This is a genomic window from Variovorax sp. GW822-FHT04A09 (assembly GCF_058801005.1).
Genome location: NZ_JBXAMV010000001.1, coordinates 1500124 through 1514918 on the forward strand (window position 1 = coordinate 1500124; position 14795 = coordinate 1514918).

The window sequence follows — 14795 nt, forward strand, 5'->3', positions numbered from 1 at the left end:
TGGGGCTCCGCGTTCGCTCACTTGGCCGCGCCGAGCGCGGGAATCTGCGTGACCGTGTTGGTCGGCGGGCCCGCGAAGCTGGTCTTGAAACCGCCGATCGACAGCATGTCGATCTCCAGCAGGAACGGGCCGTCGGCGGCCAGCGCCTGGTCGAGCTGCGCCGGCAGGTCGGCCAGGTCTTTCACGCGGGCGTGCGGCAGCGCGATCGACTTGCACAGCAGGTCGTAGTCGGGCGTGTGCAGCTCGGCGTAGCACTGGCGGCCGCCGTACTGCGCGTCCTGGATGTTCTTGATCACGCCGTAGCTCTTGTCGTTCATGAGCACGATGACCATGGGCGCCTTCTCCTGCACCATGCAGGCCAGCTCGCCCAGGTTCAGGATGAAGCCCCCGTCGCCGGCCAGGCAGAAGGTCTTGCGGCCCGAACCCGTCACCGCCGCGCCGATGGCCGCGCCGATGGCCATGGGCATGCCCTGGCCGATGCCGCCGCCCGTGGCGTGCACGCCGGCGCTGGGTTCGAACACGCGCAGCTCGCGGTTGCCCCAGGTGCTGTTGGACACCGTGACGTCGCGCACCCAGTTGAACTTGCGGCCGGCCACCGACTGCAGCTGGCGCACGAGCTCGGCGTACGGGCCGAGGCCGTCGCGCAGCGTGGCCACGGCCTGGTCGTGCGCGGCGCGCAGGTCGACCAGCAGCTGCGGGTCGGCCTGGTACTTCGCGGCTTCGAGGCGGTCGGCCAGGCCGTCGAGGGCCAGCGCGGAATCGCCGCAGACAAAGGCTTCGGACGCATAGCAGCGGCCTTCGGCGGCGGCATCGGCGTCGATGCGGTACAGCGGGCGCGGCAGCTTCAGTTCGTACTTGAGCGTCTCGTTGCCGCGCAGGCGCGAACCGACCACGAGCATCGCGTCGCAGGTTTGATAGAAGGCCTCGACGGGCTTCTGGATGTTGTAGGCGCCGAGCGAGCCGGCATCGTCCTCAGGCACCGTGCCGCGGCCCTGCGTGGTCGTGACCACGCCGAAGCCCAGCTTCTGCAGGCGCTGGATCGCACTGCGCGCATGGCGGGCACCGCCACCGACCCACAGCAGCGGGCGCTTGGCGGTGGCCAGGCGCGCGGCCAGTGCATCGAGGCCGGCGGCCGAAGGCACGGGACGCTCGATGGGCAGCGGCGACAGGTCGGCCGGCATGGTCGTGAGCGCCGACTGGATGTCAATCGGAATCTCCACGCTCACCGGGCCGGTCGGCGCCGTCATCGCGAGCTGCACCGCGCGCTTGAGCGTGCCCAGCACCGTCTCGACGCTGCGCACGCGCAGCGCGGCCTTCGACACCGCCTTTAGCATGGTGAGCTGGTCGGGCGCTTCGTGGATGTACGACATGCCCTTGTCCAGGTACGGCGTCTCGATCTGGCCGGTGATGTGCAAGAGCGGCGCGCCGGCGGTCAGCGCCTCGACCATGCTGCCCGCGATGTTGCCCGCGGCCGGGCCGGTGCTGGTGATGCACACACCCAGGCTGGCGGTGGAGCGCGCATAGGCGTCGGCCATGTTGCCCGCGCCGGCTTCGCCGCGTGCCGAGATGAAGCGCACCGTGCCGCGCTGCGCGAAGGCATCGAGGATCGGCATGTTGTGGATCGAGATCACGCCGAAGGCTGCCTTGACGCCGCACTGCTCGAGGAACGCGGCGACGACGGCGCCGACCGTGACGGTGTTGTTGGGGTTATGCATGGCGGGAATGGCCTCCGGAGATGTCGATGTGGCTGCCGGTCGTGTACGACGCGAGCGGTGAAGCAAGGAAAAGGATCGCGCGCGCGGCTTCGGTCGGAAGCCCCAGGCGACCCAGCGGGATGTGTTTGGTGGTGGCGAGCTGGCGGCTCCAGGCGGCCCAGTCCTGCGACTTGTCTTCGCGCGCCTCGAAGCGGCGGCGCCACTGGCCCGACTCGACCAGGCCGATCAGGATGCCGTTGACGCGCACGCCCTGCGGCGCGAACTCGGTGGCCATGGAGCGCACGAGGTTCAACAGGCCCGCGCGCGCGGCCGAGGTGGCGACCATGTGCGGCTCGGGCTGGCGTGCCAGCAGCGAGTTGGCGCAGACGATGGCGGCATCGCCCAGCACGGCGCGCTGCGCCGTGAGCTGCGGCAGGAAGGCGCGCGTGGGGTGGATGACCGAGAAGAACTTCAGGTGCAGCTCTTGCATCCAGGCCGCGTCGTCGGTGTCGGCGAAGGTGGAGACACGCCCCTGCCCTGCGTTGTTGACCAACATCGAGGCCGGGCCGAGCGCGGCCTCGCTGGCGGCGGCGAAGGCGCGCACCGAGGCGGCGTCCAGCACGTCGCAGGTCTGCGCGAACAGCTTGGCGTCCGGGTACGTGGCACGCAGGCCGGCCACGGCGGCATCGAGCCGTTCGGCGTTGCGCCCGCACAGCGCCACGGCGGCGCCGCAACCGAGCAGCAGCTCGACGGTGGCCAGGCCGATGCCCGACGACCCGCCCGTGACCACGGCCACGCGGCCGGCCAGTGCGTCGGCGGCGAAGAAGGAGGAGGAAGGGGCGAAGGTCGTCATGGTCGATCGCAAGTCAGTCGTCAGGCGCTGCGCAGCGGCACCACCTTGCTGGTGCGCGCGGGCGAGTAATTGAGCAGGCCCGAGATCTCGTCGGCGGTGCCGCGCACGCGCTGCACCATCTCGTCCATGCGGTTCTCGTCGATGTGGCCCGAGGTGATGGTGGCGCCCAGCGCCGCCACGATGTGGCCGCTGTGGTCACGCACCGGCGCGGCGATGGTCGAGATGTTCGATTCGAAGAAGCCCTCGCCCAGCACATAGCCGCGCTGGCGGTCGGCCTGCACCATGTCGAACAGCTCGTTCACGGTCTTGGGCGTGCTCGGCGAGAAGGTCTCGAGCTTGTCTTCGGGGTACAGCGCGCGCAGCTGCGGCAGCGTGAGGTCTTCCAGCAGGATGCGGCCCAGCACCGTGGCGTGGGCCGGCAGGCGCGTGCCCACCGTGACCGAGCTGGCAAACGGCGTGGCCGGCGCCACCTTGGCGACGTAGACGATCGAACGGCCATCGCGCACCACCAGGTTGCAGGGCGTGCGCAGCTCGTCGCACAGGCGGTTGAGCAGCGGCGTGCCCAGCTGCGTGAGCTCCAGCGAGGCCAGGTATTCGAAGCCCAGGCGCAGCACCGCCAAGCCCAGGCGGTAGTCGCGCCCGCCCTCGGCGCGCTCGAGGAAGCCCATGTTCTCCAGCGTGGTGAGCAGGCGGAAGACGGTCGAGCGCGGCAGGTCGAAGCGGCGCGCCAGCTCGGGCGCGGACAGCGTGCGGCTCTCGCGGCTGAACTCGCACAGCACGCGCAGGCCGCGCTCCAGCGCGGGCACGTTGTAGCGGTCCGCGCCCTCTTCCATCACTTCGTTGTCGGTGGCCATCTTGGAATTCCTCTCGGTTGTCTTGTTCGTGTCGGGTCAGCCGGCGAGCGATTCGCGCAGCAAGGCGGCGACGGCCTGCGGTTGTTCCACATAGCCGGCGTGACCCGCATCGTCCACCAATTCGAGGGGCACGCCGCAGCGGCGCGCGACTTCTTCGCAGGCAGCGGGCGACGTGACGACGTCGAGCGCACCGCAGGCCACGCGCACGGGCATCGGCGGCGGCAGGTCGGCCAGCAGGTCGGCGTTGCACAGCAGCTCGACGGCCTGGCGATAGCCGTGGTCGTTCAGGCGCGCCATGTTCCAGCGCACCCACTGGCGGGCGTGCTCGCTGGCACCGTCGGACACGAGCCGGCCTGCACGCTTGGCGGCCATGCCGGCAATGCCAAGGTCGTCGAGCGTGGCCAGGCGTTCGGCGCGCACCTTGGCGCGGGCGTCGATGCGCCCGGCGGCCCCGTAGCCGATGGCGGGGCTCACGAGCACGAGGCGGCGGATGCGCTCACTGGCGCTCGACTCGCTGCGGGCGGCCGACGCGGCCACGATGGCGCCCAGCGAATGGCCGACGAGCACGCAGGAGCGGATCGACAGCGCATCGAGCATTTCTTCAAGGCGTGCGGCGTAGTCGGCGGCGGTCGGCGCGGCCGAGGCCAGCGGCGTCGAGCGGCCGTAGCCCGGTGCGTCCCACGCGATGAGGCAGGCCTGCGGTGCCAGCAGCGCCGCGGTGTCGAGCCACGAGGCCGCGCCCGAGCCGATGCCGTGCAGGCACACGATGACCGGGCCCTGCCCGCATTCGCGCACCGACACCACCGCGCCGCCGCCCACCGCGACGTCGCGGGCCGGAAAGCGCGCGTCGAGCCGCGCCAGCTCGGAAGCCGGCAGGGTCTGCGCGGAGATGTCGATGGTGCTCATGGCCTGTTCGCTCGCTTGCTCGCTCGCTCAGCGCTTGATCTTGGCCAGCGGGTGGTCGGCGGGGTACGTCGGCGTGACGGGCTTCTTGGCGCCGAGCATCACGCACATCAGCGCGTCTTCGTCGCCGATGTTGATCTCTTCGCGGTACACGCCGGGCGGCACCGAGATCAGGTCGCGGTCGGTCATGATGGTTTCGAAGCGCTCGCCGTCCTTCTCGATCACGACCTTGAGCTTGCCGCGGATGAGGAAGAACACCTCTTCCACGTCGGTGTGGATGTGCGGCGGGCCTTCGTGGCCGGCCGGGATCACCATGGTCGAGAAGGTGAAGTGCTCCGAGGGCACGGTGTTGGTGTCGGCCGCGACACCGGTGCCGCCGGTGCCCACGTAGCGCATCTGCGCGCGGCGGAACTTGGGGTCGAAGTCGGCCTGGAACTTCAGCGCATCCCAGTCGTACTTGCGGGTTTCGTAGCGGGCGATGCGGGTGTTCATCCACTCGGCCAGGCTGCTGCCTTCGGGCTGCGCCAGGGTGTTGTTGATCTTCTGCTGTTCGGACAAATCGCTCATGGGTGTACTCCTTGGTCGGGAAATTCGGTCGGTGGTGACGGGTTCAGTGCATCGCGAAGCCGCCGTTGACGGCGAGCAGCTGGCCGGTGACGAAGCGCGCCAGGCCGGACAGCAGGAACACGGTCGCGCCGCAGACGTCGGCCGCCTGCTGCTCGCGCGGGATGGCGCGGCCTTCGAGGTACTTCTGGTGGCGCGCCATCGGCACGTACTCGGTGGCCTCGACCAGCGTGAGGCCGGGCGCCACGGCGTTCACCGTGATGTTGTCGCCGCCCCATTCGCGCGCCAGCGAGCGCGTCATGGAAATGACGGCGCCCTTGCTCGAGGCATAGGCCAGCAGGTTGGGTGCGCCCCACAGCGCCGTGTCCGACGCCAGGTTGACGATGGCGCCACGGCCGCTAGCCGCCAGCGCGGGGCGGCAGGCGCGGCCCATGAGCCAGCTGCCGCGCACGTTGACGTTCATCACGCGGTCCCACATGTCGATCTCGAGCTGGTGCGCATCGCGACCGCCCGAGTTGGTGATGGCGGCGTTGTTGACGAGGCCATCGAGGCCGCCCAGCAGGCGCACCGCCTCGGCGGCGCCCGCCTCGATGGAGGCCGGGTCCGACAGGTCGATCGCCAGCGCATGCGCCGTGCGACCGGCATCGCGCAGCGCCTTCGCCTCGGTCTCGGCCAGCTCGCCGAGGATGTCGGCCAGCACCACGCTCGCACCCGCCGCGGCCACGCACTGCGCGAACGCCAGGCCCAGGCCACGCGCACCGCCGGTCACGAGCACGCGGCGGCCGGCCAGCAGGTTGGCGGGCATCTCGGCCAGCAGGGCCTGCAGGCTGGAGGGATCGACGATGGCTTTGAGGTCGGTCATGACGGGCGTCTCCGTGAAGTTCAGTCGGCCTGGATGCCGAGTTCCTTGATGACCTTGCCGAAGCGCGCGAAGTCGGCGGCGTTGGTCTTGGCCAGCACGTCGGCGTCGCCGCCCACGGGCGTGGTGCCCAGCACGGCCATGCGCGCGACGATGTCGGGCATCTTCAGGATCTCGTTGAAGTGGCCGTTGAGCGTCTTCACGATTTCGGGCGGCAGGTTGCGCGGGCCCCACAGGCCGTTCCAGGCGGTGAGCTCGACGTCCTTGTAGCCCAGCTCGGCGAAGGTCGGCACCTTGGGCGCGAGCGGCGAGCGCTCGCGCGAGGCCACGGCCAGCGGGACCATCTTGCCGTTGGGCATGTAGGGCGCCACCGGGCCCAGCGTGATGAAGGTCACCGGCACATGGCCGCCGAGCACGTCGTTGACGGCGGGCGCCACGCCCTTGTACGGCACGTGCGCCAGGCTGGTGCCCGAGGCGCGGGCGAACATCTCGCCCAGGATGTGCATCGGCGAACCGCTGCCCGGGCTGGCGTAGCTCAGCGACTTGCCGCCCTTGGCCGCGGCCACCGCGTCCTTCAGGCCGGTGTAGCCCTTGGCGCCGCTGGCCACGAGGAAGAGCGGCAGGCTGCCGGTCTGCACGATCGGCGTGAAGCCGTTGAGCACGTCGTAGCCAGAGGCGCTGCCGGTCTTGAGCACCAGCTGCGCGATCGAGAAGGTGCTGGGCGCGAGCAGCAGCGTGTAGCCGTCGGGCGCGGCCTTCGACACGAAAGCGCTGCCGATGATGCCGCTGGCGCCGGGGCGGTTGTCGACCACCACGGGCTGGCCGACGCGGGCCGAGAGCTTCTCGGCGTACAGGCGCGCCAGGGCGTCGGTGTCGCCACCCGCCGGATAGGCAACGACCAGCGTGATCGGCTTGCTGGGGTAGGTGTCTGCCCAGGCGAGTCCGGAAGCGCAAGCGGCGGCCAGGGAGACGGCAGCGGCGATGGCGAGGCGGCGAGTGTGTGTCATCGGGGGTCCGTGGAATCGGCGGTTTGTTTCGCTAAAGAAACAACGATTTATTAATGGAACACCGCGAGAATACCGACGAAGACAACTTCATGACTAGGTAAAAACCCTAGTTGAGGCGAAGCCAGGCTGCGCGGCCCACGAAAAAGGGCGGCCGTTTCGGGCCGCCCTTCGAGGGAGGAAAGCGTGGAACGGCTACCCGCCGTAGCGCGCCACGGTCAGGCCTTCCATGTCGATTTCGGGCGCCCTGCCCGCGACCAGGTCGGCCATCACGCGGCCGGTGCCGGCCGCCATGGTCCAGCCGAGCGTGCCGTGGCCGGTGCTCAGCAGCAGGTTGGGCACGCGGGTGGCGCCGATCACCGGCGTGCCGTCGGGCGTCATGGGGCGCAGGCCGGTCCAGAAGGAGGCATCGCGCACGGGGCCGCCGCGCGGGAACAGGTCGGTCACGACGTGCTCGAGCGTGTCGCGCCGCCGCGCATCGAGCGCCAGGTCGAAGCCCGAAAGCTGCGCCGTGCCGCCCACGCGAATGCGATCGCCCAGGCGCGTGACGGCGACCTTGAAGGTCTCGTCCATCACGGTGGATTCGGGCGCGCCGCTCGCGTCGGTGATGGGCACCGTGATCGAGAAGCCCTTGACCGGGTACACCGGCAGGTCGATGCCCAAGGGCCGCACCAGCGCGGGCGAGTAGCTGCCGAGCGCGACCACGTAGCGGTCGGCGGTGAAATTGCCCTGGTCGGTGCGCACCCCGGTCACGCCCTTCCCCGCTTCGTGTTCGAGGGCCTGGATGTTCACGCCGAAGCGGAATTGCACGCCCTCGGCTTCGGCCAGCTTGGCCAGCGCCTGCGTGAACTTGAAGCAATCGCCGGTCTCGTCGCCCGGCAGGCGCAGGCCGCCGACGAACTTGTTCTTCACGGCGCCGAGCGCGGGCTCATGCAACACGCAGCCGTCGCGGTCGAGCACCTGGTAGGGCACGCCCGACGCCTTCAGCACCTCGACGTCTTTCGCGGTGCTGTCGAGCTGCGCCTGCGTGCGAAAGAGCTGCAACGTGCCCTGCATGCGCTCGTCGTAGCGGATGCCGGTGTCCGCGCGCAGCGCCTTCAGGCAGTCGCGGCTGTATTCGGCCAGCCGCACCATGCGGCCCTTGTTGAGTTCGTAGCGCGCCTGCGTGCAGTTGCGCAGCATCGACAGGCCCCAGCGCCACATGGCCGGATCGAGCATCGGCTTGATGACCAGCGGGCTGTGCTGCATGAGCATCCACTTGATCGCCTTGACCGGCACGCCGGGCCCGGCCCAGGGCGCCGAGTAACCGGGCGAGACCTCGCCCGCATTGCCGAAGCTGGTTTCGAGCGCGGGCGCCGGCTGGCGCTCCAGCACCGTCACCGTGTGCCCGGCGCGCGCCAGGTAGTACGCCACCGAGGTGCCGATGACACCGCTGCCGAGAATCAGGACCTGCATGACAACCCCTCCCTCTTGAAAGCCGCCATGGCCTGAGGGTACAGGCTTGGCGCTCAGAGACCCAGCGAGTCCTGCAGTTCGCGCGCCGTCCAGCGCTTCGGCTGTTGCGGCCAGGCCTCGAGCAGCGCGACCATGCGCGCGTTGCGCGGTGCGCTCAGGCCGTGCTCCTGCGCGAGCCGCACCACCTCGCCGCTCAGTGCGTCGATCTCGGTGCGACGGCCCAATGCGAGGTCGTCGGCCATGCTCGAGCGCGCCTTGGCATCGATGCGCAGCATGCGCGCCGCGACGATGCGAAACAGCCAGTCGGGCAGTCGCAGCAGGCCCGGCAAGCGCCGCGCCGGCACGGCCGCCACCTGCGCGGGCACGATGCCGCCGGTGCGCAGCACGCCCAGCGTTTCGTCGATCAGCGCCGCGAAGCAGCGGCGGTAGCCGCGCTGCATGAGCTCGTCGCGCAGCGGCAGGCCCGACAGCGCATTGACCGGGTTGTTGAGGTTCAGCAGCAGCTTGCCCCACTGCACCGGCAGCAGGTCGGCATGCAGGTCAAGCGGCACGCCGGCGCGCTCGAACACGGGCAGCCAGTCGCGCAGCGTGGGGTCGTCTTCCGCGGCCAGCCGGCCGGGCGTGCCGCGGTGGAAGGCGCCGTCGCCGATCTCGGCCACGTTGTACGGCACCATGCCGGCGCGGATGTTGAGCGACGGGCCGGCCTGCCCCGCGGCGGCGCAGTTCGAGATGCCGTTCTGCAGCGACACCACCGTGGTACCGGCCGGCAAGGCAAAGGCCAGCTCACGCGCCGCCTCGGCGGTGGCGCCGCTCTTCACGCACAGCAACACCAGCGCGGGCCGTGCACCCACCGGCACCTGCTCGCACAGGCGCAGCGTGGGCGCCGCCAGCTTGTGCCGGGCGCCGTCGAGGTCGGTGAGCGTGAGGCCGTGGCGCGCGAGCTTGTCGAGCACGCGCGGGCGGCCGACGAAGGTGACGGGCACGCCCGCCGCCGCCAGGCTGCCGCCGATGAAACAGCCGATGGTGCCCGCCCCCATCACGAGCACTTCACCGGGGATCGCGTCGGACATGAAGTGCTGTGTGGGTAGTGAGCGGAAAGGACCTCAGGTCCGTTGGGCGACCCAGGCCTGCACCGATTGCAGCGCGGCCGGCAGGCCCGCGGCGTCGGTGCCGCCGGCCATGGCCATGTCGGGCTTGCCGCCGCCCTTGCCACCGACCTGCTGGGCCACGAAGTTGACCAGCTCGCCGGCCTTGACCTTGCCGATGCTGTCGGCCGTGACACCGGCCGCGATCTGCACCTTGTCGCCGTCCACGGCGGCCAGCACGATGGCGGCGGTCTTCAGCTTGTCCTTGAGCTTGTCCATGGTGTCGCGCAGCGTCTTGGCGTCGGCGCCATCGAGCTTGGCCGCGAGCACCTTGATGCCGTTGACGTCCACCGCCTGCGCGATGAGCTCGTCGCCCTTGGACGATGCGAGCTTGCCCTTGAGCGCGCCCACTTCGCGTTCGAGCGTCTTGACCTGCTCGAGCACCTGCGAGAGGCGGCCCTGCAGCTCGGCGGCCGGCGACTTGAGCGTGGCGGCCACGCTGTGCACGGTCGACTCGAGGTCCTGCAGGTACGACAGCGCGTTGGCGCCGGTAACGGCTTCGATGCGGCGCACGCCGGCGGCCACGCCGCCTTCGCTGACGATCTTGAACAGGCCGATGTCGCCCGTGCGGCCCACGTGGGTGCCGCCGCACAGTTCGCGGCTGGTGCCGATGTCGAGCACGCGCACGGTCTCGCCGTACTTCTCGCCGAACAACATCATGGCGCCGGTCTTCTGGGCCGACTCGAGGTCCATCACGCGGGCCTGCGTGGGCGCGTTGTCCAGGATCTCGGCGTTGACGCGCTTCTCGATCTCAAGAATCTGCTCGCGCGTAACGGGGGCGTTGTGCGCGAAGTCGAAACGCGTCTTGTCGGCGTCGACCAGCGAGCCCTTCTGCTGCACGTGGTCGCCCAGCACTTCGCGCAGGGCCTTGTGCATCAGGTGGGTGACCGAGTGGTTGCGCATGGTGGCGGCGCGGCGCGCGGTGTCGACCGCGGCCTTGACCGTGTCGCCGACCTTCAGCGTGCCTTGCGTCTGCGTGCCGTGGTGGCCGAACACGTCAGCCTTGATCTTCTGCGTGTCGTCGACGCCGAACTGCACGCCTTCGGCCACGAGCACGCCCTGGTCGCCGACCTGGCCGCCGCTTTCCGAATAGAACGGCGTGGTGTCGAGCACCACGATGCCGCTCTGGCCTTCCTTCAGCGCGTCGACGGCCACGCCGTCGAGGTACAGCGCGACGACCTTGGCGTTTTCTTCGAGGTGGTCGTAGCCGGTGAAGGTGTTGCCCGCGCCGGCGTACTCGACGTTGCGGTCCATCTTGAACTTGCCGGCGGCACGGCCCGCGGCCTTCTGCTTTTCCATGGCGGCATGAAAGCCGGCTTCGTCGACGCTCAGGCCGCGTTCGCGGCACACGTCGGCCGACAGGTCGAGCGGGAAGCCGTAGGTGTCGTGCAGCTTGAAGGCGACGTCGCCCGGCAGCACCTTGGCGTCGCCGGCCAGCGCCGCGTCGAGGATTTCCATGCCGTTGGCCAGCGTTTCGAAGAAACGTTCTTCTTCGGCCTTCAGCGTGTCGATGATGCGTTTCTCGTCGGCCACCAGCTTGGGGTAGGCGTCGCCCATGAGCTTCACGAGGTCGGGCACCAGCTTGTGGAAGAAGGGCTTCTTCTGGCCCAGCTTGTAGCCGTGGCGGATGGCGCGGCGCACGATGCGCCGCTGCACGTAGCCGCGGCCTTCGTTCGACGGAATGACGCCGTCGGCCACCAGGAAGGAGGTGGCGCGGATGTGGTCGGCGATCACGCGCAGCGAGTTGTTCGACAGGTCCTGCGTGCCGGTCTCGCGGCCGGCGGCCTTGATGAGCGCGTCGAAGATGTCGATTTCGTAGTTGCTGTGCACGTGCTGCAGGATCGCCGCCAGGCGCTCCAGGCCCATGCCGGTGTCGACGCAGGGCGCGGGCAGCTTCTTGACCGAGCCGTCGGGCTGCATGTCGAACTGCATGAACACGTTGTTCCAGATCTCGATGTAGCGGTCGCCGTCTTCATCGGGCGAGCCGGGCGGGCCGCCGGGGATCTCGGGGCCGTGGTCGTAGAAGATTTCGGAGCACGGGCCGCACGGGCCCGTGTCGGCCATCATCCAGAAGTTGTCGGACATGTAGCGTCCGCCCTTGTTGTCGCCGATGCGCACGACGCGCTCGGGCGGCAGGCCGATTTCCTTGGTCCAGATGTCGTAGGCCTCGTCGTCCTCGATGTAGACGGTGGCCCAGAGCTTTTCGGCCGGCAGCTTGTAGACCTGGGTCAGCAGCTCGAAGGCCCACTTCAGCGAGTCGCGCTTGAAGTAGTCGCCGAAGCTCCAGTTGCCCAGCATCTCGAAGAAGGTGTGGTGGCGCGCGGTGTAGCCTACGTTCTCGAGGTCGTTGTGCTTGCCGCCGGCACGCAGGCAGGCCTGCACCGAGGCGGCGCGCACGTAGGGGCGCTTGTCTTCGCCGAGGAACACGTCCTTGAACTGGACCATGCCCGAGTTCGTGAACATGAGCGTCGGGTCGTTGCCCGGCACCAGCGAGCTCGAAGGCACCACCGTGTGGCCCTTGGAGGCGAAGAAATCGAGAAAGGTCTTGCGGATGTCCGCGACCGTGAATGTGGGCTGGCTCATCTTTGGATTTCGTCTGCGGTCGGGGCGGCCTGGCGATGGCGACCCTGCGTCGAAACCACTGCGTTGAACCGGCCTAACTGCTTGATTTGCTTGAACAATCGATTATAGGTTTGCGCATGGTGCCCGGGCCCGCCGCGGGCCTTGCGCACGCGCGATCCGGGAGCCGGGGCTAATATGGACGGCTGAAGCGGTGCGCGCCCTCCCCGGCTGCAGCCTGTTTCTTCCCTGTTTTCATCGGCAACATGAATCAAGGAGCACGCATGGCGGGTCAGGCGTCGGAACACTGGAAGATCGAAGACCTCGATTTCTCCCGCATCGCACGCGAGCAGGTGCGCACGGACGAGAACCTCTTCTACCTGGTGGCGTCGGCCTCCTTCATCGAGAGCGGCTCCGACCTGTACACGCAGAACCTGGTCGATTTCTTCCGGGGCGACGACGAGGTCACCGAGTGGCTGTCGAACCACTGGGAGCAGGAAGAGCTGCAGCACGGCCGGGCCCTGCGCGCCTACGTGGACCACGTCTGGCCCGAGTTTCCCTGGGAAAGCGCCTACCGCGGCTTCCTCGACGAGTACGCCACCTACTGCAAGGTCGAGCTGCTGGCCCCGACCCGCGCCCTGGAAATGACCGCCCGCTGCGTGGTCGAGACCGGCACCGCCACCTACTACCGCGCCATGGCCCGAAGCACCACCGAGCCGGTGTTGCGCGACCTGGCCACCCGCATCGCGACCGACGAGGTCAACCACTACAAGCACTTCTACCGGTTCTTTCGCCGCTACCGCGCGCAGGAGCGGCTGAACCGTTTCCGCGTGATGGGCACCATCGGCCGGCGCACGCTGGAGCTGAAAAGCGAGGACGCCGACTGCGCCGTCCGCCACGTGCTGCAGGCCCGCGCCCCGCACCGCGCCGGCGACGCGGCCTACGTGCAGCAGCTGAGCGCGCACATGAACCGCACCATTCGCACCCACCTGAGCCCCGCCGCCACGTTGAAGATGTTGATGCGCCCGCTGGAGCTGCCGGCCCGGGTGCAGACGGTGATCCAGTACCCGATCCGGCAGTTCATGGAGCATGTCTTCCTGCGCTGACGGACCTAAAACCCCAGAAAACGCCGGAAAACGCGCAAAAAAAACCCAGCACGATGCTGGGCTGAATCTCTGGATTGCTGTCACGCACAGAGAACCCGCACTTGAAGCGAGTCCGCAAAATTTAGGGCCCGGGCCGCCCCCGGCTTGTCGGACAACACCGACAGTTCTGCACGATCGTGCGAACCGCGGGTATCCCCGGAAGCTCGAAAAGTGCCAAATTCTTCACACTTTTTAACTTGTCCTACGGTTACGACATTTTTCAGCTGACATGCTGGGCGCGCGTCCTCGCCGAGGATGCACTTGCTGTCACGCAACAGGGCCGCAAAAGAAGAGCTCTCTGTTTGCCTTAGAGCGCGCCCCTTCGGGGGCCCCTCGAGATACCCGCTCCGGCGGGTATTTTTTTGCCCGCCACCGGGCCGCCCGTCGCCCTACCACATCGCCATGACGGGTTTTCCCAATCCGATGGGGACAATGTTGTGGAAAACCGTGTGTGCAGCGCGCGAAACCCTTGCCTGGCGGGGCCTGCAACGCGGTGCCTGCGAAAGAGGCAGCGAAGGTAAAAAACCCGGAAAAATATTTTTCCCGCCCGTTTTCCCCGCCGAGACCCGCCCGCCGACGCCCCGAACGGCGCTGAAAGAATTCATCAGACTCCCATCCCGCAGCCCCCGCTAGCATCGAACGACCCGGGCGGCCAGCCTGCGCCGCGCCGGGGACCAAGGGAGCAAAACATCGTGAAGTGGATCGTGGCTGGCTTTGTGGCGCTGGTTTTCTCAGTGCTGTCGTTCAACGCATTCATCGCCAACGACCTGAGCCGCCAGACCCGCGGCAACCGGCTCATCGCCATGCTGACCGACCTGTACGGCTGGCTGATGGGCACCCTGGGCGCCGTGCCGACGGGCGTGCTGTTCGCGGCGTGCGCCGTGGGCATCGTGGTGCTGGCGGTCCGGGACGGCAAGAAGGCGTCCTGAGCCATGCCGGTGACCACGCGCGTGGCCCTGCTCGACCCGCAAGGCACCACCGGACCCCAGCTGCTGCACAGCCTGCCCCGCCTGGGCTACGACACCCTGCGGTTCTCGAGTGCGGGCGACTTCTTTGCGTTGCTGGACAGCGGCCAGCCGATCGACCTGCTGCTGCTGGTGGTCGAGAACGAGCTGGCTTCGCGCAGCCTCTTCGCCGCCTGCCGGGCGCTGAACATTCCGACGCTGCTCATCGTGCGCGACAGGCGCTGGGAGCAGCTCATGCCCTGGCGCGACGCGCCGGGCTGGGACGACTTCATCGAGCTGCACGGCGCCGGCATCGACGACGCCATCAACGAGCTGGCCTGGCGCATGCGCACCCTGCTGCTGCGCGCCCGGCAGGCCGCGCAGACCGCCAGCCTCGGCGCGGCGAGCTGGGGCCCCTACCGCTTTCTCGACATGGCCCACACGGTGCTGCTGCACGAGCGGCGCATCCGCCTGCAGCCGCGCCAGTACGCCTTTGCCGTCACGCTGTTCCGCAACGCCGGGCAGGTGATCACGCGCGAGTGGCTGTGGCAGTCGATCTGGGACAAGACCACGCCGTATGAAGGCACGCGCGTGCTCGACGTGTGCGCGGCCAACATCCGCAAGCGCCTGGACCTGTGCGCCGCGAACGGCTACGAGCTGCGCGCGGTCTACAAGCAGGGCTACCGGCTGGTGTCAGTGTTGCCCGGGCGCGAACCCGTCAAGGAGAGGGAGTTCACGCGAAGAGGCCGGCCACGCCATGCCGCCCTTGCCGTGAATTGCTGACAGGCCCGGCCCCGCAGCGGGCCGGGCCCCGGG

At 68.9% G+C, this 14795-nt stretch carries 13 protein-coding genes; 3 read left to right on the forward strand and 10 right to left on the reverse strand.

The features are described from left to right. Positions 1-17: 17 nt before the first annotated feature. The 10 genes from AC1RLW_RS06800 to alaS form a co-directional block, all read right to left on the reverse strand. Positions 18-1715: a thiamine pyrophosphate-binding protein gene (locus AC1RLW_RS06800; RefSeq protein ID WP_062474586.1), complete on the reverse strand. Its 1698-nt coding sequence runs from the start codon at positions 1713-1715 to the stop codon at positions 18-20. Then, on the reverse strand, positions 1708-2547 hold the full coding sequence (locus AC1RLW_RS06805; protein ID WP_493192547.1) for an SDR family oxidoreductase: 840 nt from the start codon (positions 2545-2547) through the stop codon (positions 1708-1710). The genes AC1RLW_RS06800 and AC1RLW_RS06805 overlap by 8 nt, the downstream gene beginning before the upstream one ends. A 20-nt stretch (positions 2548-2567) precedes the next feature. Further along, entirely contained in the window at positions 2568-3401 is an 834-nt protein-coding gene (locus tag AC1RLW_RS06810; RefSeq protein WP_070060330.1) for an IclR family transcriptional regulator, read from the reverse strand. A 36-nt stretch (positions 3402-3437) separates the two neighbouring features. Then, complete coding sequence (locus AC1RLW_RS06815) at positions 3438-4307, reverse strand: alpha/beta fold hydrolase (RefSeq protein ID WP_493192548.1); 870 nt, start codon at positions 4305-4307, stop codon at positions 3438-3440. Positions 4308-4334: 27 nt separating this feature from the next. Continuing rightward, complete coding sequence (locus tag AC1RLW_RS06820; protein ID WP_062474577.1) at positions 4335-4871, reverse strand: cupin domain-containing protein; 537 nt, start codon at positions 4869-4871, stop codon at positions 4335-4337. A 43-nt stretch (positions 4872-4914) separates the two neighbouring features. Beyond that, positions 4915-5730 (reverse strand): SDR family oxidoreductase, encoded by an 816-nt coding sequence (locus AC1RLW_RS06825; RefSeq protein ID WP_492735744.1) that lies wholly within the window; start codon positions 5728-5730, stop codon positions 4915-4917. A 20-nt stretch (positions 5731-5750) separates the two neighbouring features. After that, positions 5751-6734: a Bug family tripartite tricarboxylate transporter substrate binding protein gene (locus AC1RLW_RS06830; protein ID WP_095947541.1), complete on the reverse strand. Its 984-nt coding sequence runs from the start codon at positions 6732-6734 to the stop codon at positions 5751-5753. Positions 6735-6926: 192 nt separating this feature from the next. Continuing rightward, positions 6927-8186: a D-amino acid dehydrogenase gene (locus tag AC1RLW_RS06835; RefSeq protein WP_493192549.1), complete on the reverse strand. Its 1260-nt coding sequence runs from the start codon at positions 8184-8186 to the stop codon at positions 6927-6929. 53 nt (positions 8187-8239) lie between these two features. Next, the gene (locus AC1RLW_RS06840; protein ID WP_493192550.1) at positions 8240-9256 is read right to left on the reverse strand and encodes a 2-dehydropantoate 2-reductase; all 1017 of its coding nucleotides are present in this window, start codon (positions 9254-9256) and stop codon (positions 8240-8242) included. Between the two features lie 33 nt (positions 9257-9289). After that, the gene (alaS, locus tag AC1RLW_RS06845) at positions 9290-11914 is read right to left on the reverse strand and encodes an alanine--tRNA ligase (protein ID WP_493192551.1); all 2625 of its coding nucleotides are present in this window, start codon (positions 11912-11914) and stop codon (positions 9290-9292) included. Positions 11915-12174: 260 nt separating this feature from the next. Between alaS and AC1RLW_RS06850 the strand changes: the two genes are divergently transcribed. The 3 genes from AC1RLW_RS06850 to AC1RLW_RS06860 all read left to right on the forward strand — a co-directional run bounded on the left by AC1RLW_RS06850 (position 12175) and on the right by AC1RLW_RS06860 (position 14762). Further along, the gene (locus AC1RLW_RS06850) at positions 12175-12996 is read left to right on the forward strand and encodes a ferritin-like domain-containing protein (RefSeq protein WP_095947537.1); all 822 of its coding nucleotides are present in this window, start codon (positions 12175-12177) and stop codon (positions 12994-12996) included. A gap of 731 nt (positions 12997-13727) precedes the next feature. Then, positions 13728-13964 carry a hypothetical protein gene (locus AC1RLW_RS06855; RefSeq protein ID WP_095744972.1) on the forward strand — a complete coding sequence of 79 codons (237 nt, stop codon included), beginning with the start codon at positions 13728-13730 and terminating at the stop codon, positions 13962-13964. Positions 13965-13967: 3 nt separating this feature from the next. After that, on the forward strand, positions 13968-14762 hold the full coding sequence (locus AC1RLW_RS06860; RefSeq protein ID WP_235944108.1) for a winged helix-turn-helix domain-containing protein: 795 nt from the start codon (positions 13968-13970) through the stop codon (positions 14760-14762). Positions 14763-14795 lie beyond the last annotated feature (33 nt).

Coding starts and splice junctions, on each gene's coding strand:
- AC1RLW_RS06800 (WP_062474586.1), bottom strand. CDS start 1,715: ATGCATAACCCCAACAACACCGTCACGGTCGGCGCCGTCGTCGCCGCG.
- AC1RLW_RS06805 (WP_493192547.1), bottom strand. CDS start 2,547: ATGACGACCTTCGCCCCTTCCTCCTCCTTCTTCGCCGCCGACGCACTG.
- AC1RLW_RS06810 (WP_070060330.1), bottom strand. CDS start 3,401: ATGGCCACCGACAACGAAGTGATGGAAGAGGGCGCGGACCGCTACAAC.
- AC1RLW_RS06815 (WP_493192548.1), bottom strand. CDS start 4,307: ATGAGCACCATCGACATCTCCGCGCAGACCCTGCCGGCTTCCGAGCTG.
- AC1RLW_RS06820 (WP_062474577.1), bottom strand. CDS start 4,871: ATGAGCGATTTGTCCGAACAGCAGAAGATCAACAACACCCTGGCGCAG.
- AC1RLW_RS06825 (WP_492735744.1), bottom strand. CDS start 5,730: ATGACCGACCTCAAAGCCATCGTCGATCCCTCCAGCCTGCAGGCCCTG.
- AC1RLW_RS06830 (WP_095947541.1), bottom strand. CDS start 6,734: ATGACACACACTCGCCGCCTCGCCATCGCCGCTGCCGTCTCCCTGGCC.
- AC1RLW_RS06835 (WP_493192549.1), bottom strand. CDS start 8,186: ATGCAGGTCCTGATTCTCGGCAGCGGTGTCATCGGCACCTCGGTGGCG.
- AC1RLW_RS06840 (WP_493192550.1), bottom strand. CDS start 9,256: ATGTCCGACGCGATCCCCGGTGAAGTGCTCGTGATGGGGGCGGGCACC.
- alaS (WP_493192551.1), bottom strand. CDS start 11,914: ATGAGCCAGCCCACATTCACGGTCGCGGACATCCGCAAGACCTTTCTC.
- AC1RLW_RS06850 (WP_095947537.1), top strand. CDS start 12,175: ATGGCGGGTCAGGCGTCGGAACACTGGAAGATCGAAGACCTCGATTTC.
- AC1RLW_RS06860 (WP_235944108.1), top strand. CDS start 13,968: ATGCCGGTGACCACGCGCGTGGCCCTGCTCGACCCGCAAGGCACCACC.